The sequence below is a fragment of the Rudanella paleaurantiibacter genome (assembly GCF_009184635.1).
GTDB lineage: Bacteria > Bacteroidota > Bacteroidia > Cytophagales > Spirosomataceae > Rudanella > Rudanella paleaurantiibacter.
In genome coordinates this window covers 689485-704908 of sequence record NZ_WELI01000005.1, presented here as the reverse complement: position 1 = coordinate 704908, position 15424 = coordinate 689485, and the positions used below count along the sequence as shown (strand labels likewise).

General features: G+C 54.8%; 12 protein-coding genes. 7 read left to right on the top strand and 5 right to left on the bottom strand.

The annotated features are described in order from the left end of the window. The first annotated feature begins 72 nt into the window (after positions 1-72). The 3 genes from ruvX (at position 73) to F5984_RS15060 (ending at position 1913) form a co-directional block, all read left to right on the top strand. A complete protein-coding gene (gene ruvX / locus F5984_RS15070) occupies positions 73-492 on the top strand; it encodes a Holliday junction resolvase RuvX (RefSeq protein ID WP_152125047.1) in 420 nt (139 codons plus the stop codon). Between the two features lie 78 nt (positions 493-570). Continuing rightward, positions 571-1143, top strand: a complete 573-nt coding sequence (def, locus tag F5984_RS15065; protein WP_152125046.1) for a peptide deformylase — start codon at positions 571-573, stop codon at positions 1141-1143. Beyond that, positions 1140-1913: an amidohydrolase gene (locus F5984_RS15060; protein WP_152125045.1), complete on the top strand. Its 774-nt coding sequence runs from the start codon at positions 1140-1142 to the stop codon at positions 1911-1913. Before def ends, F5984_RS15060 begins: the two co-directional genes overlap by 4 nt. An 88-nt stretch (positions 1914-2001) precedes the next feature. Here F5984_RS15060 and gatC read toward each other — a convergent pair whose 3' ends face one another. The 3 genes from gatC to purH all read right to left on the bottom strand — a co-directional run bounded on the left by gatC (position 2002) and on the right by purH (position 4783). Next, the gene (gene gatC / locus F5984_RS15055; protein ID WP_152125044.1) at positions 2002-2289 is read right to left on the bottom strand and encodes an Asp-tRNA(Asn)/Glu-tRNA(Gln) amidotransferase subunit GatC; all 288 of its coding nucleotides are present in this window, start codon (positions 2287-2289) and stop codon (positions 2002-2004) included. Next, positions 2276-3025, bottom strand: coding sequence for a lysophospholipid acyltransferase family protein (locus tag F5984_RS15050; RefSeq protein ID WP_185155522.1), 750 nt, complete (start codon positions 3023-3025; stop codon positions 2276-2278). The genes gatC and F5984_RS15050 overlap by 14 nt, the downstream gene beginning before the upstream one ends. 234 nt (positions 3026-3259) lie before the next feature. Further along, complete coding sequence (gene purH / locus F5984_RS15045) at positions 3260-4783, bottom strand: bifunctional phosphoribosylaminoimidazolecarboxamide formyltransferase/IMP cyclohydrolase (protein WP_152125042.1); 1524 nt, start codon at positions 4781-4783, stop codon at positions 3260-3262. 186 nt (positions 4784-4969) lie between these two features. On the opposite strand from purH, the gene F5984_RS15040 reads away from it, so the two are divergent. Together F5984_RS15040 and F5984_RS15035 are read left to right on the top strand one after the other, a co-directional pair. Then, a complete protein-coding gene (locus F5984_RS15040) occupies positions 4970-6538 on the top strand; it encodes a polysaccharide biosynthesis C-terminal domain-containing protein (protein WP_152125041.1) in 1569 nt (522 codons plus the stop codon). Positions 6539-6592: 54 nt separating this feature from the next. Beyond that, positions 6593-8701 carry an outer membrane protein assembly factor BamB family protein gene (locus F5984_RS15035; RefSeq protein ID WP_152125040.1) on the top strand — a complete coding sequence of 703 codons (2109 nt, stop codon included), beginning with the start codon at positions 6593-6595 and terminating at the stop codon, positions 8699-8701. An 8-nt stretch (positions 8702-8709) separates the two neighbouring features. Here the strand turns inward: F5984_RS15035 and F5984_RS15030 are convergent, their stop codons facing one another. Next, positions 8710-9456, bottom strand: coding sequence for an ABC transporter ATP-binding protein (locus F5984_RS15030; protein ID WP_152125039.1), 747 nt, complete (start codon positions 9454-9456; stop codon positions 8710-8712). Between the two features lie 269 nt (positions 9457-9725). Here F5984_RS15030 and F5984_RS15025 point away from each other — a divergent pair, with 269 nt between their 5' ends. Together F5984_RS15025 and F5984_RS15020 are read left to right on the top strand one after the other, a co-directional pair. Then, positions 9726-12248 (top strand): TonB-dependent receptor, encoded by a 2523-nt coding sequence (locus F5984_RS15025; protein ID WP_152125038.1) that lies wholly within the window; start codon positions 9726-9728, stop codon positions 12246-12248. Positions 12249-12260: 12 nt separating this feature from the next. Beyond that, complete coding sequence (locus F5984_RS15020) at positions 12261-13211, top strand: DUF4249 domain-containing protein (protein WP_152125037.1); 951 nt, start codon at positions 12261-12263, stop codon at positions 13209-13211. Between the two features lie 72 nt (positions 13212-13283). On the opposite strand, the gene F5984_RS15015 is transcribed toward F5984_RS15020, so the two are convergent. Next, complete coding sequence (locus tag F5984_RS15015; RefSeq protein WP_152125036.1) at positions 13284-15335, bottom strand: S8 family peptidase; 2052 nt, start codon at positions 15333-15335, stop codon at positions 13284-13286. Between the last annotated feature and the right edge of the window lie 89 nt (positions 15336-15424).

Sequence of the window (15424 nt, the reverse complement as noted above, 5' to 3'; positions counted from 1 at the left end):
TTGAGTGAAAATAGGCGCCATTTGTCACAAGTAGGTGCCATACCACGTAAACCGCCGTATCTTTGTGGTACTATGCCACGACTCGTTGCCATTGATTTTGGAGCCAAACGCACGGGAATTGCCGTGACCGACCCCCTGCAACTCATTGCATCGGCGCTGGAAACCATTCCGTCGCATACGGTGGTGGCCTACCTGAAAAAATACGTGCAGACGGAGCCCGTAGAGGGATTTGTAGTTGGAATGCCAAAGCGGCTCGATGGAACCGATACCGACAATACGCCAAGGGTAAAGTCGTTTGTGCGTGCTTTGCAGAACGCTTTTCCCGAAACCCCCGTTCATCTACACGACGAGCGATTTACGAGCAAAATGGCCCTACAGGCTATGATTGCGAGCGGGTCGACGAAGAAAGACCGGCGCGAAAAATCGGGTAACATCGATAAAGTAAGCGCGGCTATCATTTTGCAATCATTTATGGAACAACATCAGCGATGAGCTATAAGTGATGAGTGATGAGTGATGAACTATTGTTGTTACTCATCGCTCATCACTTATAGCTCATCACTCTCAATTATGATTCTCCCTATTGTAGCGTACGGTGACCCGGTCCTCCGCAAGCGGGCCCGGGACATCAACCCCGACGAACTGGATGTAAAAAAACTAAGCGACGACATGTTTGAAACCATGTATGCGTCGTCGGGTATTGGTTTGGCCGCCCCCCAGATCGGGCAGGGCATTCGGATGTTTGTGGTTGATGGGACGGCCATTAACGAGGACGAAGAAGAGGAAGACAAAGACCCCAGCCTCGAAGGGTTCAAGAAAACCTTTATCAATCCCGAAATTGTCGATGAAACCGGCGAAGAATGGGGTTTTGAAGAGGGCTGCCTGAGTATTCCGGGAATCCGGGCGGAAGTGTACCGGCCCGAAGTGGTTGTAATTCGGTACTTCGATACCGACTGGAACGAACACGAAGAGGAATACGACGGTATGGCGGCCCGCATTATTCAGCACGAGTACGACCACCTCGAAGGCAAGCTCTTTACGGATTACCTGTCGCCCCTGAAACGGCAGTTGCTGAAGAAAAAACTGACCGATATTACCAAAGGAAAGGTGGATGTCGACTACCGTATGCGTTTCCCACGATGAACGTAACCCTCCTCCAAACCTCCCTGCACTGGCACGACCCGGTGGCGAATCGGGCCGCGCTGGAGGAGACTATCTTTGGTCTGCCCCAACCCACTGACCTTATTGTACTGCCCGAAATGTTTACAACGGGGTTTACGATGGAGGCCCCCGCAGTGGCCGAGGCCCCGCGCCTGACCACCCACCGCTGGATGCAGCAAATGGCCGCTCAGACCAATGCCGCCGTGACGGGTAGCTACGTGGTGCGCGACAATGGGCAGTACGTGAATCGGTTGCTTTGGATGGAGCCCGACGGGCAGTTTGCCACTTACGACAAGCGGCACCTGTTCAGAATGGCGGGCGAGGATAAATTGTACACAGCGGGCGAGTCGCGCCTGATTCGGACGTGGCGGGGCTGGCGTATCTGCCCGCTTATTTGTTACGATCTGCGTTTTCCGGTCTGGAGTCGCAACACCCCCCAAGCCTACGACCTACTGCTATACGTAGCCAACTGGCCCGCCGTGCGGCAGCAACCCTGGGATACGCTGCTACAAGCCCGCGCTATTGAAAATCTGAGTTATGTGATTGGTGTCAATCGGGTTGGCGACGATGTCAACGGGCACCATTATGCTGGTGGTTCGGCCATCATCAACCCAAAGGGCGAGGTGCTGTTTCGGCAGTACGAAACCCCAACGGCGCATCAGCAAACCCTCTCGTTCGACGAGTTGAACGAGTTTCGGGCCAAATTCCCCGCCCATCTCGATGCTGATGAGTTTGTAATAAATAATGGATAATGTTCAGTGAGTAATGGATAATGAGGCATGGGCTTGTGCTCAACCAAACCACATTATCCATTACGAATTATCCATTATTTACTACCCATTATTCCATCACCTTCGGCACCTGGAAAAAGGTCTCGTCGTGCTGCGGTGCGTTGGCGAGGGCTTGTGCGCGGGGGAGATGATTGGCCACCGCATCGTCACGCAGTACGTTCAGATCGGGCGAAATGTGCATCAGCGGCTCCACGCCCGTAGTGTCAACTTCATTGAGTTGCTCCATCCAGTTCAGTACGCCATTAAGGCTGTTGAGCAGCTCGGCTTCTTCTTCAGGCCGAACCTCCAGACGGGCGAGGTGGGCAATCTTCTGTAAGGTCTCTTTATCGACTTTCATAGGGTATCGTTTTAGCCCACTGGCTATGTAGTTCATTATCAATGATGCGGAAGGTTTGCTCCTTCAGCTGGTCGAGGTCGTTAGGGGTAAGGCCGGTGGTCGGAATAGGTTCGTGAAATACGACCTTGACCGGGGACCAGCGCATCCGAATGGGCGATTCGTCGGGCAAAATGTAGTGGTTATTCACCAGCGTCATAGGCACAATGGGTACCTGCTGCTGAATGGCCATGATAAACGCACCATCCTTAAACGGATACGCCATTTTGGGGGGCTCTTTGGTCAGAATACCGCCCTCCGGAAAAATAATGATGCTCCGCCCTTCCTTAAGTACCCGAATCGATTTGGCCAGCGAATAGGCACGGCTACGGGCGGCTTCCCGGTCGACCATGATATGCAGCCGGGCAAACATGTACCCGAACAGAGGGATTTTCTTAACGCCTTTTTTGCCGATAAACGCGTAGAATCCGGGTACAACCACACCCGTCACGGCAATGTCGAAGTACGAAAAATGGTTGGCACAGTAAACATACGCCTGCTTAGCGTCGGGCCGAAACCGCCAATCGACCCGAATGGGCATGCCAATCAGGAAGAAAAAGCATTGACCCATAAGCCGCACGGCCTCCTGCGCGTACCGCCGAGTACTATCCCATTGAATACACAGAAAAATAAACGGGAAAAACAGCGTGAACAGGATAGCAAACAGCAGGGCGCACCAGATCGTGTAAAGCAGTCGCATAGGGTTAGAAAAGACAAACGACAAACCTGCAAGGTGAAAGGTCGAGTTCCCAGTACAGGCTTGTCGTTAATCGGTTAGCCGTTAGCCAATTTTTCAGTGCTGGACATTCTGACTTCAGACACCAGACGTTAGACCTGTTACCATTCTGTAGAGAAGTCTAACGTCCAGTGTCCAACATCTAATGTCCAGTACTGAGAGCCAATTTTATAGATTACCGTAGCGAAATGTATAAAATTAATGCTTGAAATGCCGCACGCCGGTAGTTACCATCGCCAATCCGTTGGCGTTGCAGTAGTCGACTGAGTCTTTGTCGCGGATGGAGCCACCTGGCTGCACCACGGCCGTAATTCCCGCCTGATGCGCGATTTCGACGCAATCGGGGAAAGGGAAAAACGCATCCGACGCCATCACCGAACCGTTCAGGTCGAACCCAAACGCGTGGGCTTTCTCAATGGCCTGCCGCAGCGCATCGACCCGTGACGTTTGGCCTACGCCACTGGCCAGTAATTGACCTTCCTTGGCCAGCACAATCGTGTTCGATTTAGTGTGCTTACACACCTTCAGGGCAAATTCGAGCGCCTTCACTTCGCTGTCGGTGGGGGCTTTGTCGGTCACTACCGTAAAGTCGGCTCCGGTTTCGGTGCGGTTGTCTTTGTCCTGTTCCAGCACGCCGTTCAGGATAGTCTTCACCAGTTTGGTGGGCAGCTCAACGGGTTTCCGGCGCAGCAAAATCCGGTTCTTCTTCGATTGCAGCAACGTCAGGGCCTCCGGCGCGAACTCCGGTGCAATCAGAATTTCCATGAAGAGCTTGTTCAGCTCCTCGGCCGTTTCGAGATCAACCGGGCGGTTAGTGACCACCACACCGCCGAAGGCCGAAACCGGGTCGCAGGCCAGCGCGTTGAGGTACGCTTCTTTGGCCGTGGGGGCTGTAGCTACCCCGCAGGCGTTGGTGTGTTTGATAATGGCAAACGCGGCCGACTCGTCGGCGAACTCATCAATCAGCTGAATGCAGGCGTCCACATCGACCAGGTTGTTGAACGACAGCTCTTTACCATGCAGCTTGTCGAACATAGCATCCAGATCGCCGTAGAACGTAGCCGACTGATGCGGGTTTTCGCCATACCGAAGTACCGTAGCGTGGCCCGCTTTCGTGTCCGAAAGTTCGGTTGCCGACTGCCCCACAAAGTACTTGTTGATGGCTGTATCGTAGTGCGAGGTGGTGGCAAAAGCCTCCTGCGCGTACCGACGGCGGTCGTCCAGATCGGTGGCTCCGCTTTTGGCCGTCAGAATTGACAAAACATCAGCGTACTGGTTGCGCGACGAGACGATGAGGGTGTCGGCAAAATTTTTGGCCCCGGCCCGGATGAGCGAGATACCGCCAATGTCGATTTTCTCGATAATATCTTCCGCCGATGCGCCAGAGGCTACCGTCTCCTCAAAAGGATACAGATCGACCACCACCATGTCGATGGCCGGAATCTGATGCCGCTCGGCCTGGGCAACGTCTTCGGGCAGGTCGCGCCGGTACAAAATACCCCCAAACACCGCCGGGTGCAGGGTTTTTACGCGGCCGCCGAAAATAGACGGGTAGCCGGTCAGGTCTTCAACCGGGATAACGGGAATCCCCAGTTGTTCAATGAAGGTCTGCGTGCCACCCGTTGAATAGAGCGTAACACCCTGCTCGTGCAACAGGCGGACAATGGGTTCGAGACCATCCTTGTAGTAAACTGACAGCAGAGCGGAAGCTATTTTTTTCATATAATGGAGAATGAATAATGGAAAATGTATAACGGCAGGTCGCGCCTAACCTATCGCGGGAGTATCCGCTACACGTTATTCCGTACACAGGGTTCGTTATACATTGACACGGAGCCGCAAAGATACGCCCCCGGCACCGACAACCCAACGGAGGCTGTATCTTTGCCCGCCTAATCGTATCCGTACATGAGTACCTTCAAGAAATTAGCCAGTGATACCGCGTTGTACGGCATCAGCACCATTCTGGCGCGGTCGATCAACTTCGCGCTGGCTCCTATTCAAACGTACGCCTTCCGTCAACCCGCTGATTTGTCGTCCAACGTGACCATCTATGCCTGGATAGGGGTCTTGCTGGCTATTTACACCCTCGGTCTCGAAACGGCTTATTTTCGGTTTGCGGCCCGTGCCAAAGGCGATGAGCGTGCCGACGAACGTCAGCTGGTATTTAACCGGAGCACGAGTCTACTGATCTTGTCGGGCCTGATACCTGCTTTGCTGACGACCCTGTTTGCCGATCAGATTGCCGTACAGATGGGCTACCCCGGCGAGGGAATCGCCGTTATGTGGGGCGGAGTTATTCTGGCTATTGACACCATTATGGCGGTGCCGTTTGCGCGGTTACGGGTCGAGAACAAGGCCAAACAGTTTGTGTTGGCCAAGGTGCTCAACATTCTGATCAATGTGGCGCTCAACGTTTTCTTTATTGTTTTGTGCAAAGACATTGCCGAGGGTGACTACCTGCCCGCCTTGCGCCCGGTGGCTGCGTTTATTTACCGCCCCGAAATTGGCCCAGCCTATATTTTGCTGGCCAACCTGATTGCCAACGGCTTATATCTCGTGCTGCTCCGCAACGCCTTCAGCGGGTTTCGGTTTACGCTCGACCGGGCGGCTACCCAAACGCTGTTGGCGTATTCGTTCCCGATTATGCTCACGGGCCTCTCGGGGGTGCTCAACCAACTCACCGACCGGCTGCTGCTCCGGCAGTTTCTGCCCGACGGGTTTTACCCCGGCCTTACCGCCAAAGATGCCCTCGGTATCTACGGTAACTGCCTTAAGCTGTCGATTTTCATGGCCCTGGCTATCAATTCGTTCAAGTTTGCAGCCGATCCGTTCTTTTTCAGCCGGGCCGAAGACAAAAACTCACCCAAACTGCTGGCCGACGTTACCAAGTGGTTCATTATCGTATGCGTGGTGTTGTGGGTAGGGGTGAGTCTGAATCTGGACATCATTGGTAAGCTGACCCTATCGGCGGAGTACCGGGTAGGGTTGGGCGTTGTCCCTATTCTGCTATTGGCCAATCTGCTGCTGGGTGTGTACTACAACATTTCGTTCTGGTTTAAGCTGAGCGACAAAACAAGTTTCGGTACAATCATCACCGTGGTGGGTACAGCGGTTACGGCCCTGTTCAACGTGCTGCTTATCCCCAAAATGGGCTATATGGGCTGTGCGTGGGCGTTTCTGGCCTCGAGCTTCGTCATGATGGTGCTGTGTTATGTTCTGGGTGAGAAATATTACCCGGTGCCTTATCACCTACGCTCGGCATTTTTCTACATTGTCAGTGCCGGACTGCTCATTTACGGGTCAAGTCTGGTTCAGATACCGAATCTCTGGATTTCGGTGCCTTACCACATGACGTTGTTTGTGCTGTATCTGGGCATTATTGCCATTGTCGAGCGCGATACCGTGCGGCTGGCCCTGCAACGGATTCGGCGACGGCCCGCGCAGCAACCCGCACCCTCCCGGTCTGATGGGTAAACCCGGTGGTAGGGGAGCTTCTACCACCGAACCACCATTCTTTCCACCATGCGTATGCTCAGGTATTTAGTCGGGGCGGTAGTGCTGCTCGGTGCCACTCAACTGGCGTTTCGGCCTCAGCAGCCCGATGTAAACTGGACCGAATACAACGGCGACGGTACCCGAAATCACTATTCACCCCTGAGCCAAATTACTCCCGCCAACGTGGGGGGGCTGCGCGTTGCCTGGACGTATGCATCCGGTGGGGCCGATACCGTGAACAACCGTACCCAAATGCAATGTAACCCCATTGTGATCGATGGGGTGCTGTATGGTGTATCGGCTGGCACGCAGGCCTTTGCCCTCGATGCTGCTACCGGCCGGGAACGTTGGCGCACCCGCCTGACCGGAGGAGGTGGAACAACCAGCCGGGGTGTTACATACTGGGCCTCCGGTGCCGACCAACGCATTTTTTTCGGGTACGGGCCGTGGCTTTACGCCCTCGATGCCCGCACGGGTAAGCCAATCGACGGGTTTGGGCAGGGGGGGCGAATCGACCTGAAAGAGGGTATCGAACGGCCGGGGGGCGATACCTACGTGCAGGCCAATACGCCCAATACCATTTTCGAAAATCTGATTATTGTGGGGGCTCGCGTAGCCGAAGGCGAAACCGCTTTGCTGGGCGACATTCGGGCCTACGACGTACGCACGGGTAAACTCGTCTGGACGTTTCACACCATTCCGAAGCCGGGTGAGTTTGGATACGACACCTGGCAACCCGCTAATCCGCGCGACCGGCTCGGTGGGGCCAATGCCTGGGCGGGTATGGCGATTGACCGCCAACGGGGTATTGTGTACGTGCCGACGGGCTCGGCGGCTTACGATTTTTACGGTGGCAACCGGCGGGGCGACAACCTTTTTGCCAATTGCCTGCTGGCGCTCGACGCCCGGACGGGTAAACGAATCTGGCATTTTCAGCTGGTGCATCACGACATATGGGACCGCGACCCGCCTTCTCCGCCCAATCTGCTGACGGTTGTACACGGGGGTAAACGTATTGACGCGGTAGCGCAGACGACCAAGCAGGGCCACGTATTTGTGTTCGACCGGGTGATGGGAAAACCCCTGTTTCCGGTTGAGGAGCGCCCGTACGCGACCGATGCCATGCCGGGTGAGTATCCCAGCCCAACCCAGCCAGTACCGCTCAAACCGGCTCCGTTTACCCGACAGACGTTCACCGAGGTCGATATAAACCCCTGGGCCGCTAACCGCAATGAGATTGTGGCCCGGCTCCGAACGGCCCGCACCGGTAGCCCGTACCTGCCGCTTACGGGCCAGATGACCGTATTTTACCCCGGCACCGACGGGGGGGCACAATGGGGGGGGGCGGCGGTTGATCCGGGCGGGGTTATGTACATTCCGGCCAAGCAAAATCCGGTGTATTCGTCGCTGGTTCCGAATGAGGTACCCGCTGATAAAGGTATGTCGCTGGGCGCACAGCTCTACACGCTGCGGTGCGCCAGTTGCCACGGCTCCGACCGGCGGGGGAATCATGACGGCTCGTACCCAGGTCTGGTGGGGCTCGAAGCCCGGTTGTCGGCCGAGGCTGTGCATCAGGTGCTGAAAACGGGCCGGGGACTGATGCCGTCGTTTTCGCACTTGCCCGAAGCCGAGCATAAGGCGATTGTCGACTTTCTGTTCAACCCAACGGCGGGGGGGGCATCGGCGGTTACTCAAGCGAAAGCTCCCCAACCAAAATTACCGTATCGGCATACGGGCTACAATCGCTGGTACGATAGTAATGGCTACCCGGTGAGTGCTCCGCCCTGGGGCACGCTCACGGCCATTGACCTAAACACGGGCGAGCACCGCTGGCAGGTGCCTCTGGGCGAGTACAAAGAGCTGACAGCCAAAGGGATTCCGCCCACGGGTACCGACAATTACGGCGGCCCGCTCGTAACGGGTAGCGGTCTGCTGTTTGTGGCGGCCAGTAAAGACGAGCAGTTGCGGGCTATCGACACCCGAACCGGCAAAACCCTCTGGCAAACCGGACTCCCGGCGGCTGGCTATGCCTCCCCCAGCACCTACTCGGTGGGTGGACGTCAGTACGTTGTGATTGCCTGCGGAGGTGGGAAGCTCAACACCCGGTCGGGCGATAAATACGTGGCCTTCGCCCTGCCCTGAACAGCTTCTTAGCGGCTCATATCCCGAAGCAACTTGTTGGCGTAAATAAACTCGTTCAGCTCCGCTACGTTGGTGTTGACAATGGTATTACTGTCGCCTTCCCAGATTTTGTGGCCCTGGTAGAGAAACGAAATCTGTTCACCAATTTCCATCATCGAGTTCATGTCGTGGGTAATCACGATGGTCGTGATATTGAACTCGTCGGTAATTTCTTTGATGAGCTGATCGATTTTGATCGACGTCAGCGGGTCAAGACCCGAGTTGGGCTCGTCGCAAAAAAGGTATTTGGGGTTCATCACGATGGCCCGCGCAATACCGACCCGTTTTTTCATCCCGCCCGAAATTTCCGACGGCATTCGGGTAGCGGCTTGTTCGAGCCCAACGCGTTGCAGGCAAAACTGCGCCCGGTCTTCTTTTTCCGACTCGCTCATGTCGGTGAGCATTTCGAGCGGAAACCGCACGTTGTCGATTACGTTTTTGGAGTCGAACAAAGCCGACCCCTGAAATAGAACGCCCATTTCGCGCCGAATCGCCTTAACGGTTTCTTCGTCGCCCTTCAAAAAATCGCGGCCATCGTAAAGCACCTCACCCTGTTCGGGTGTCACGAGGCCAATCATGCATTTCAGCAGCACACTTTTGCCGGTGCCGCTCCCCCCGATAATCAGGCTGGTGTTCCCCGGTTTGAAAGTGGCACTGATGTCGTCGAGGACCTTGCGGTCGCCGAATGTCTTTGAAATATTTTTTATCTGGATCATAAAGCGTCGATCGTCGGTCAGAATTGGTGGCTGGATAGGTAGGGGTAAACGGCTCCGTAACGGTCCCTTAAGCAAAGCAACCTGCCTAGTAGGGTGGTGCGAGCCCTTTACAGACCCGTAAAAGTATTGGTTTTGTCTTACTCATAAGACCGTTCGCGGTCGTTTTTCTCCACTTCGTCCAATTTTTGGGTCTAACACCAAATCATCTGACTTACTTTTCGAGTTGTTTAAAAAACCATCCATTGACGAGTCTACAACCTATCCAATTTATGATTTCTATTTTTCGTACTGCGTGGGTACTGATTCTGGGGCTTGCCTGCCTGACTCAATCGGTCGTCCTGGCGCAGTCGACGGGTCAAAACGGCCTTTCCCGACCACCGGCGGGGGCGGCCCAATTTACGGTAAGTGGCTACGTAAAAGACGCCAAAAACGGCGAAGGCCTTATTGGCGTATCTGTTTTCGTGAAAGAAGCCGGTACCGGAGCCGTCACGAACAATTATGGGTATTACGCCATTTCGTTGCCCCCCGGTTCGTATAACCTCGTTGTCTCCTTTGTTGGTTTCCAGAAACAGACGATTCCGATTACGCTCACGACTGAAAACCTGCGCAAAGACGTTGAACTGAGCGAAGAAGGCCGTGAATTACAGGAGGTAACGGTAAAGGCCGAGCGTGAAGAAGATAACGTGCGGGCCATCGAAATGTCGGTCAATAAAATTGATGTGCGGACCATTCAGCGGGTGCCTGCCCTGCTGGGAGAGGTCGACGTGGTACGGGCTATTCAGCTCTTGCCGGGCGTAACCACCGTGGGCGAGGGAGCGACGGGCTTCAACGTGCGGGGCGGGAATATCGACCAGAATCTGGTGCTGCTCGACGAAGCGCCGGTCTACAACTCGTCGCACTTGTTCGGCTTTTTCTCGGTCTTCAACCCCGATGCCGTCAAAGACGTCAAGCTCATCAAGGGCGGTATTCCGTCGCTGTACGGGGGGCGTATTTCGTCGATTCTGGATGTGCGTCTGAAAGAAGGAAACGCCAAAAAGCCCGAAGTAAACGGGGGTATTGGGTTGATTTTCAGTCGGCTGTCGTACGAGCGGCCCCTGTTCAAAAAGGCGGATGGTACGGCTCGTGGCTCGTTTATTGTGGCGGGTCGGCGATCGTACGCCGACGTATTGGCCCAACCTTTTCTGACGGGCGACCTCAAAGGGTCTTCGTTTTACTTTTACGACCTGACGGCCAAAGCCAATTACCGGATTAACGACAAAAATACGGTTTACCTGTCGGGGTATCTGGGCCGCGATGTATTTGGCTCCGATTTTGGCTTTAACTGGGGTAATGCCACTACCTCGCTGCGCTGGAACCACGTGTTCAACCAGAAACTGTTTCTGAACACAACGGCTTTTTACAGCAATTACGACTACATGCTCGACTCCGACCTAAAGCGGAAGGAGGAGAACAAAAACGATTATTTCCGCTGGAAATCGCGGATCATCAACTACAGCATCAAGCCGGATTTTACGCTCTTTCTCCGCAACAACACCCTTACGTTTGGCGGGCAAAGTATTGTGTATGATTTTGAGCCCGGCACGGCTACCGGGGCAAGTTTGGGCAGTATTCGGACGTTTAGTCTGGAAAACAAGTATGCCATCGAAAACGCGCTGTACGTTGGCAATGAACAGCAGGTATCGGCCCGGTTGCAGTTGCAGTACGGCCTCCGGTACTCATTATTTAGCTACCTCGGGCCGGGTGAAGCGTACTCGTTTCAGACTGATGTGCCGCCGGGCGAGCGTCGGTTTCCGATCCTGAGCCAAACGCGCACCTACAAGCGGGGCGATGTGATTAAAAACTACGGCAACTGGGAGCCTCGTTTCTCGGCCAAATACGAACTAAACGAAAACAGTTCGCTCAAGCTCAGCTACAACCGGCTGGCGCAGTACATCCACCTTGTGTCGAACACAACCGCTTCGACCCCGCTCGATGTTTGGACGCCTTCTACCAACAATATCCGGCCGCAGGTGGCCGATCAGGTGGCTGGTGGGTATTTCCGCAACCTCAAAGATGGCCGCAACAACACCTATGAGGTGTCGGTAGAAGTGTATTACAAATGGCTGCAAAACCAGCTGGACTACATTGACGGGGCTGATTTGCTGCTCAACAAATATCTGGAAGGTGATTTGCTGTCGGGCCGGGGCCGGGCGTATGGGGCTGAGTTCTACGTGAAGAAAAACACGGGTCTGATCAACGGTTGGGTGAGCTATACCCTCGGCAAAACCGACCGGCTGGTCGATGGTATCAATGGCGGCAATTGGTTTGCGTCGCGCTTCGACCGGCGGCACACGCTCAATACCGTGGCCCTGATTGATCCGGGCAGTACGGGGCGGCTCAAGCGCTGGAATTTCTCGGCTACGTTTGCTCTGAGCAGCGGTACACCGGCTACGTTCCCAACCACCCGGTTCGAGTATCAGGGGTATGTGGTGCCGCACAATGCTGATAACCTGCGCAATAACTACCGAATTCCGGTCTATCACCGGCTCGATCTGGCGGCTACGCTCAAAGGAAGGCAGCGGACGGGTAAGCGGAAAGACGATAACTGGGTGTTCTCGGTGTACAACGTGTATGCCCGCAAAAACCCATTCTCGGTGTTTTTCCAGCAGGAACCCGCTACAACCATCGATGTGCCGCGCTCGCCTGAGTTGGGCGACACCCGCCGGTTGCAGGTAACCAACAACACGCAGGCCGTGCGGTACTCTGTGTTTGCCACGGCCATTCCGTCGGTCACGTACAACTTTAAATTCTAACCCGCCACACTGATGCAATCAAACACCCAAAACATACTCGGCCGCCTGATGACCCAAATCGGTTGGCCTCAAAAACGCCGAAGTGCGTACCTGCTGGCCCTGTTGAGCACGCTGACCCTCGCGGGCTGCGAAACCGTTATTGACGCCAAACTCGACCAGGGGCCCACCCAACTTTCAGTGGATGCCTGGCTGACTGATGCCCTGGGCGAGCAACGCATTCGGCTCACGCAAACGGCTCCGTATCTGCAAAACGGGGCGGCCACACCGGCCACTGGGGCACGGGTAGGTATCCGCGACGGTAAAGGGCGTACGTACCTCTTTACTGATCCTGACAACGACGGGTTTTACAGCTGGAGGCCCACCAGCCCAACCGACACTCTCGGGCGTATTGGCGAAACCTACACGCTTGGTATCGAGTATGGCGGGCAGCAGTATGTGTCGGTATCCCGCATGAACCGGGTGCCTGCTGTCGATTCAATTGTGTTTCGGGAGGAAAAGGTCAACCCGATTTCGGAGGAGCGGGGTTTTCAGGCGGAGTTTTACGTCAAAGACTTTCCCGGTGCGCCCGATTACTACCGGATTCGGTTTTTCAGGAATGGGCAGCTTCAGAACCGCCCCAACGACCTGATTACGGTCTACGATGCAGGCTTTAGCAGCAACGGCAATACCGATGGGCTCTTGTTTATTCGCCCAATTCGGCAGTCGATCAATCCCGAACGGCTGTATGCCCGAAACGATACGGTGCGCGTTGAAATACAATCGATTACACCCGAAGCGTTCTTTTTCCTGGCTGAGCTGAGAACACAGATTAGCAATGGGGGGCTGTTTGCCACCCCGCCTGCTAATGTGCCCACTAATATTCGGAACGTAAACACCAATGGCCCAGCCGCAACGGGCTTTTTCGTGACCTCCGCCGTTCGGAGCCGCACCGCCCGCGTAACGGATGAGATGATTAGGAAATAGGGAAGAAGGGGGAAAAGGAGGAGGGAGGAAAGGAGTGACGGCGCTTGCAACCCTTCTCCTTTCCTCCTTTTTCTAATATCCCAACTTCCCGTTGCTGAGGAAATTGAGTTTACCGGTGCCGCTAAAGGTAACTTTTTGGGCGCGAGCGGTTTGGCCGCTAATTGTGACGATGTGCCCGTTGCCGATACTTACGGGGTTGGTTAGCTGTGGAATAAACCCGCATGACCAGGTTGCTGCAGTGTTCCAGTTGCCCGACGTGAGCGAGACACACGGTAACGAAGCCGGGATGGCATTTTGTACGGCTACGTCGGCCCGGACCAGCCCATGTCCAGTCATAAAGTCAAACCCCGTATCGAAACTGGGTGTGGTGGGGTCATCCATGTCGAGGCAGGAAGCGGTCAGGGCGGTCAGGACGGCTGCTGGCGTCAGCGTGGGGTTAGCCTGAAGCATCAGGGCTGCCACAGCCCCGGCATGCGGAGCCGCGGCCGAAGTCCCAAAAAAGTTGGGTGAGGTGTCGGTGTCTGACGGGCTATCTCTAAAGAAAAATGAGGTATTAGCTCCATCGGGCGCGGTGATTTCCGGCTTCTGCCGCGTTACGGGGCTGGCGAGACGGGTGCCGTTGGGGGTGAAGTAAATAGGAGTACCACCTTTCGAGGAGAAGTCCTCGACCAAGGGAGGATTGATGCCGTACGCGGGTGTTTCCAGAAAGAAAGCAGCCCCCGTAGCAATGGCCCCCGCTGCGTTGGGGTGCCCGTAACAGGTACTTGCATTGATACCCACAATGGCACTGGCTGCGGCCGGAAACGTAGAGTCGTAATTTTCAACGTACTTAATTCGGGTGGGGTTAGGGCCCGCGTACTTTACAATCATGATGTAAAAAGTCCGGGGAGTATTGCTGGGGTTGGCGTAGCTCAGAATTTCGACAGGGTCACCACTTGCCAGATTGTCATCATAGCCTCGGGCTACAATTGAGTTTAACGCTACAGTAGCGGTTGTCGAGCTTGGAATGGCATTGAGTAAATAAATGTCTAAATCGGTTTGCGCATCTGCCTGTCGGTTTCCGGTAACCGAAAAAAATGGGTCATCCCATTGAAACGAAATAACCGCTTCACCCAGTGCTGGTAACCGAATGGGTAAAAAATACACCGGGGCGGCTGCTGTGCCGAAATTATGGGCCACCTCAGGGTTTGTAGTTCCACTAAATGGCCGGTACGTAGAGGGTTGATAATTAGCTTCGTACGAGGCATTGCCGGAGTTGCCTGCCGCCGAAAAATACGTGACCCCGTTGTTGTTCTTCACATTATCGACGGCCTGAGCAATCACACCGTCCTGGAAAAAGGGTTCTTCAAAATAGCCGATGTCGTCGATAATGACCTTACAGCCCAAATTGGCTAACTGCTGAATACCAGCCGCAAAATCGGTGTTGGAAATAAAGGCGGTTCGGAAAAAGAGTTGAGCACCGGGGGCAACGTCGTGGATAATTTCGAGCATGGCCCGGCCCTCGTCCGACGCTCCCGACACGGTATAATCCAGCACATTGGTTACGGCCGTGGTATAGCCGTTGGGGTTGCCAATGCCCGGCAACTCGCCTGTAGTTACACCTGTATTTGATTGCGGCAGGGCGGCATAACTGTCAGACAGAACGCCTACTTTCACCCCTTGACCAATCACGCCAAACTGACGCCGGGCCACGCCCGAACGCTGTGCCGAATCGCCCTGACTGTTGACCGGACCGGTACGCAAACGCGGGCGGTATGCGGGCCGCACCGACCGGCAACTGGTCAGGCTCTCGAGCGTCGATAGCTTGGCCACCGGAACCCAGCCGGTAACAATCTGAGCGCGGCTGCTTACAATGTCAATGCCCGCCTGCCGGAGTTCGGCGCTGAGGGCCTCTGTATTTCCTTCAGCAATGGCGTTGACTAACACCCGCCCGGAGTTTTTGTCGAAGTTGATGAGCCGGGAGTTGACGATTGATGAGTCGAGTCGTTTGTTTTGGTTGTACGCATCCGACAAAGAGCGGAGATGTCCGCTGAGTCGGTTGTCGGTTTTAGAAGGTAATGGCGTTTGGGCCGATGCAGCAAGAATCGTAGTTAACCAAGTGAGTAAGTAGAGAAAGTACTTCATAATCAGGCAGTTTATAGCTCAGACCTGAAAATTAGGCAGATTCTTGCGAGATACAGTCTACTCCTTTAGACAATTGAAAACTCGATCAG

Bases quoted from the DNA above. Each gene is read 5' to 3' on its own strand.
- ruvX (WP_152125047.1), top strand. From the start codon at position 73: ATGCCACGACTCGTTGCCATTGATTTTGGAGCCAAACGCACGGGAATT.
- def (WP_152125046.1), top strand. From the start codon at position 571: ATGATTCTCCCTATTGTAGCGTACGGTGACCCGGTCCTCCGCAAGCGG.
- F5984_RS15060 (WP_152125045.1), top strand. From the start codon at position 1,140: ATGAACGTAACCCTCCTCCAAACCTCCCTGCACTGGCACGACCCGGTG.
- gatC (WP_152125044.1), bottom strand. From the start codon at position 2,289: ATGAAAGTCGATAAAGAGACCTTACAGAAGATTGCCCACCTCGCCCGT.
- F5984_RS15050 (WP_185155522.1), bottom strand. From the start codon at position 3,025: ATGCGACTGCTTTACACGATCTGGTGCGCCCTGCTGTTTGCTATCCTG.
- purH (WP_152125042.1), bottom strand. From the start codon at position 4,783: ATGAAAAAAATAGCTTCCGCTCTGCTGTCAGTTTACTACAAGGATGGT.
- F5984_RS15040 (WP_152125041.1), top strand. From the start codon at position 4,970: ATGAGTACCTTCAAGAAATTAGCCAGTGATACCGCGTTGTACGGCATC.
- F5984_RS15035 (WP_152125040.1), top strand. From the start codon at position 6,593: ATGCTCAGGTATTTAGTCGGGGCGGTAGTGCTGCTCGGTGCCACTCAA.
- F5984_RS15030 (WP_152125039.1), bottom strand. From the start codon at position 9,456: ATGATCCAGATAAAAAATATTTCAAAGACATTCGGCGACCGCAAGGTC.
- F5984_RS15025 (WP_152125038.1), top strand. From the start codon at position 9,726: ATGATTTCTATTTTTCGTACTGCGTGGGTACTGATTCTGGGGCTTGCC.
- F5984_RS15020 (WP_152125037.1), top strand. From the start codon at position 12,261: ATGCAATCAAACACCCAAAACATACTCGGCCGCCTGATGACCCAAATC.
- F5984_RS15015 (WP_152125036.1), bottom strand. From the start codon at position 15,335: ATGAAGTACTTTCTCTACTTACTCACTTGGTTAACTACGATTCTTGCT.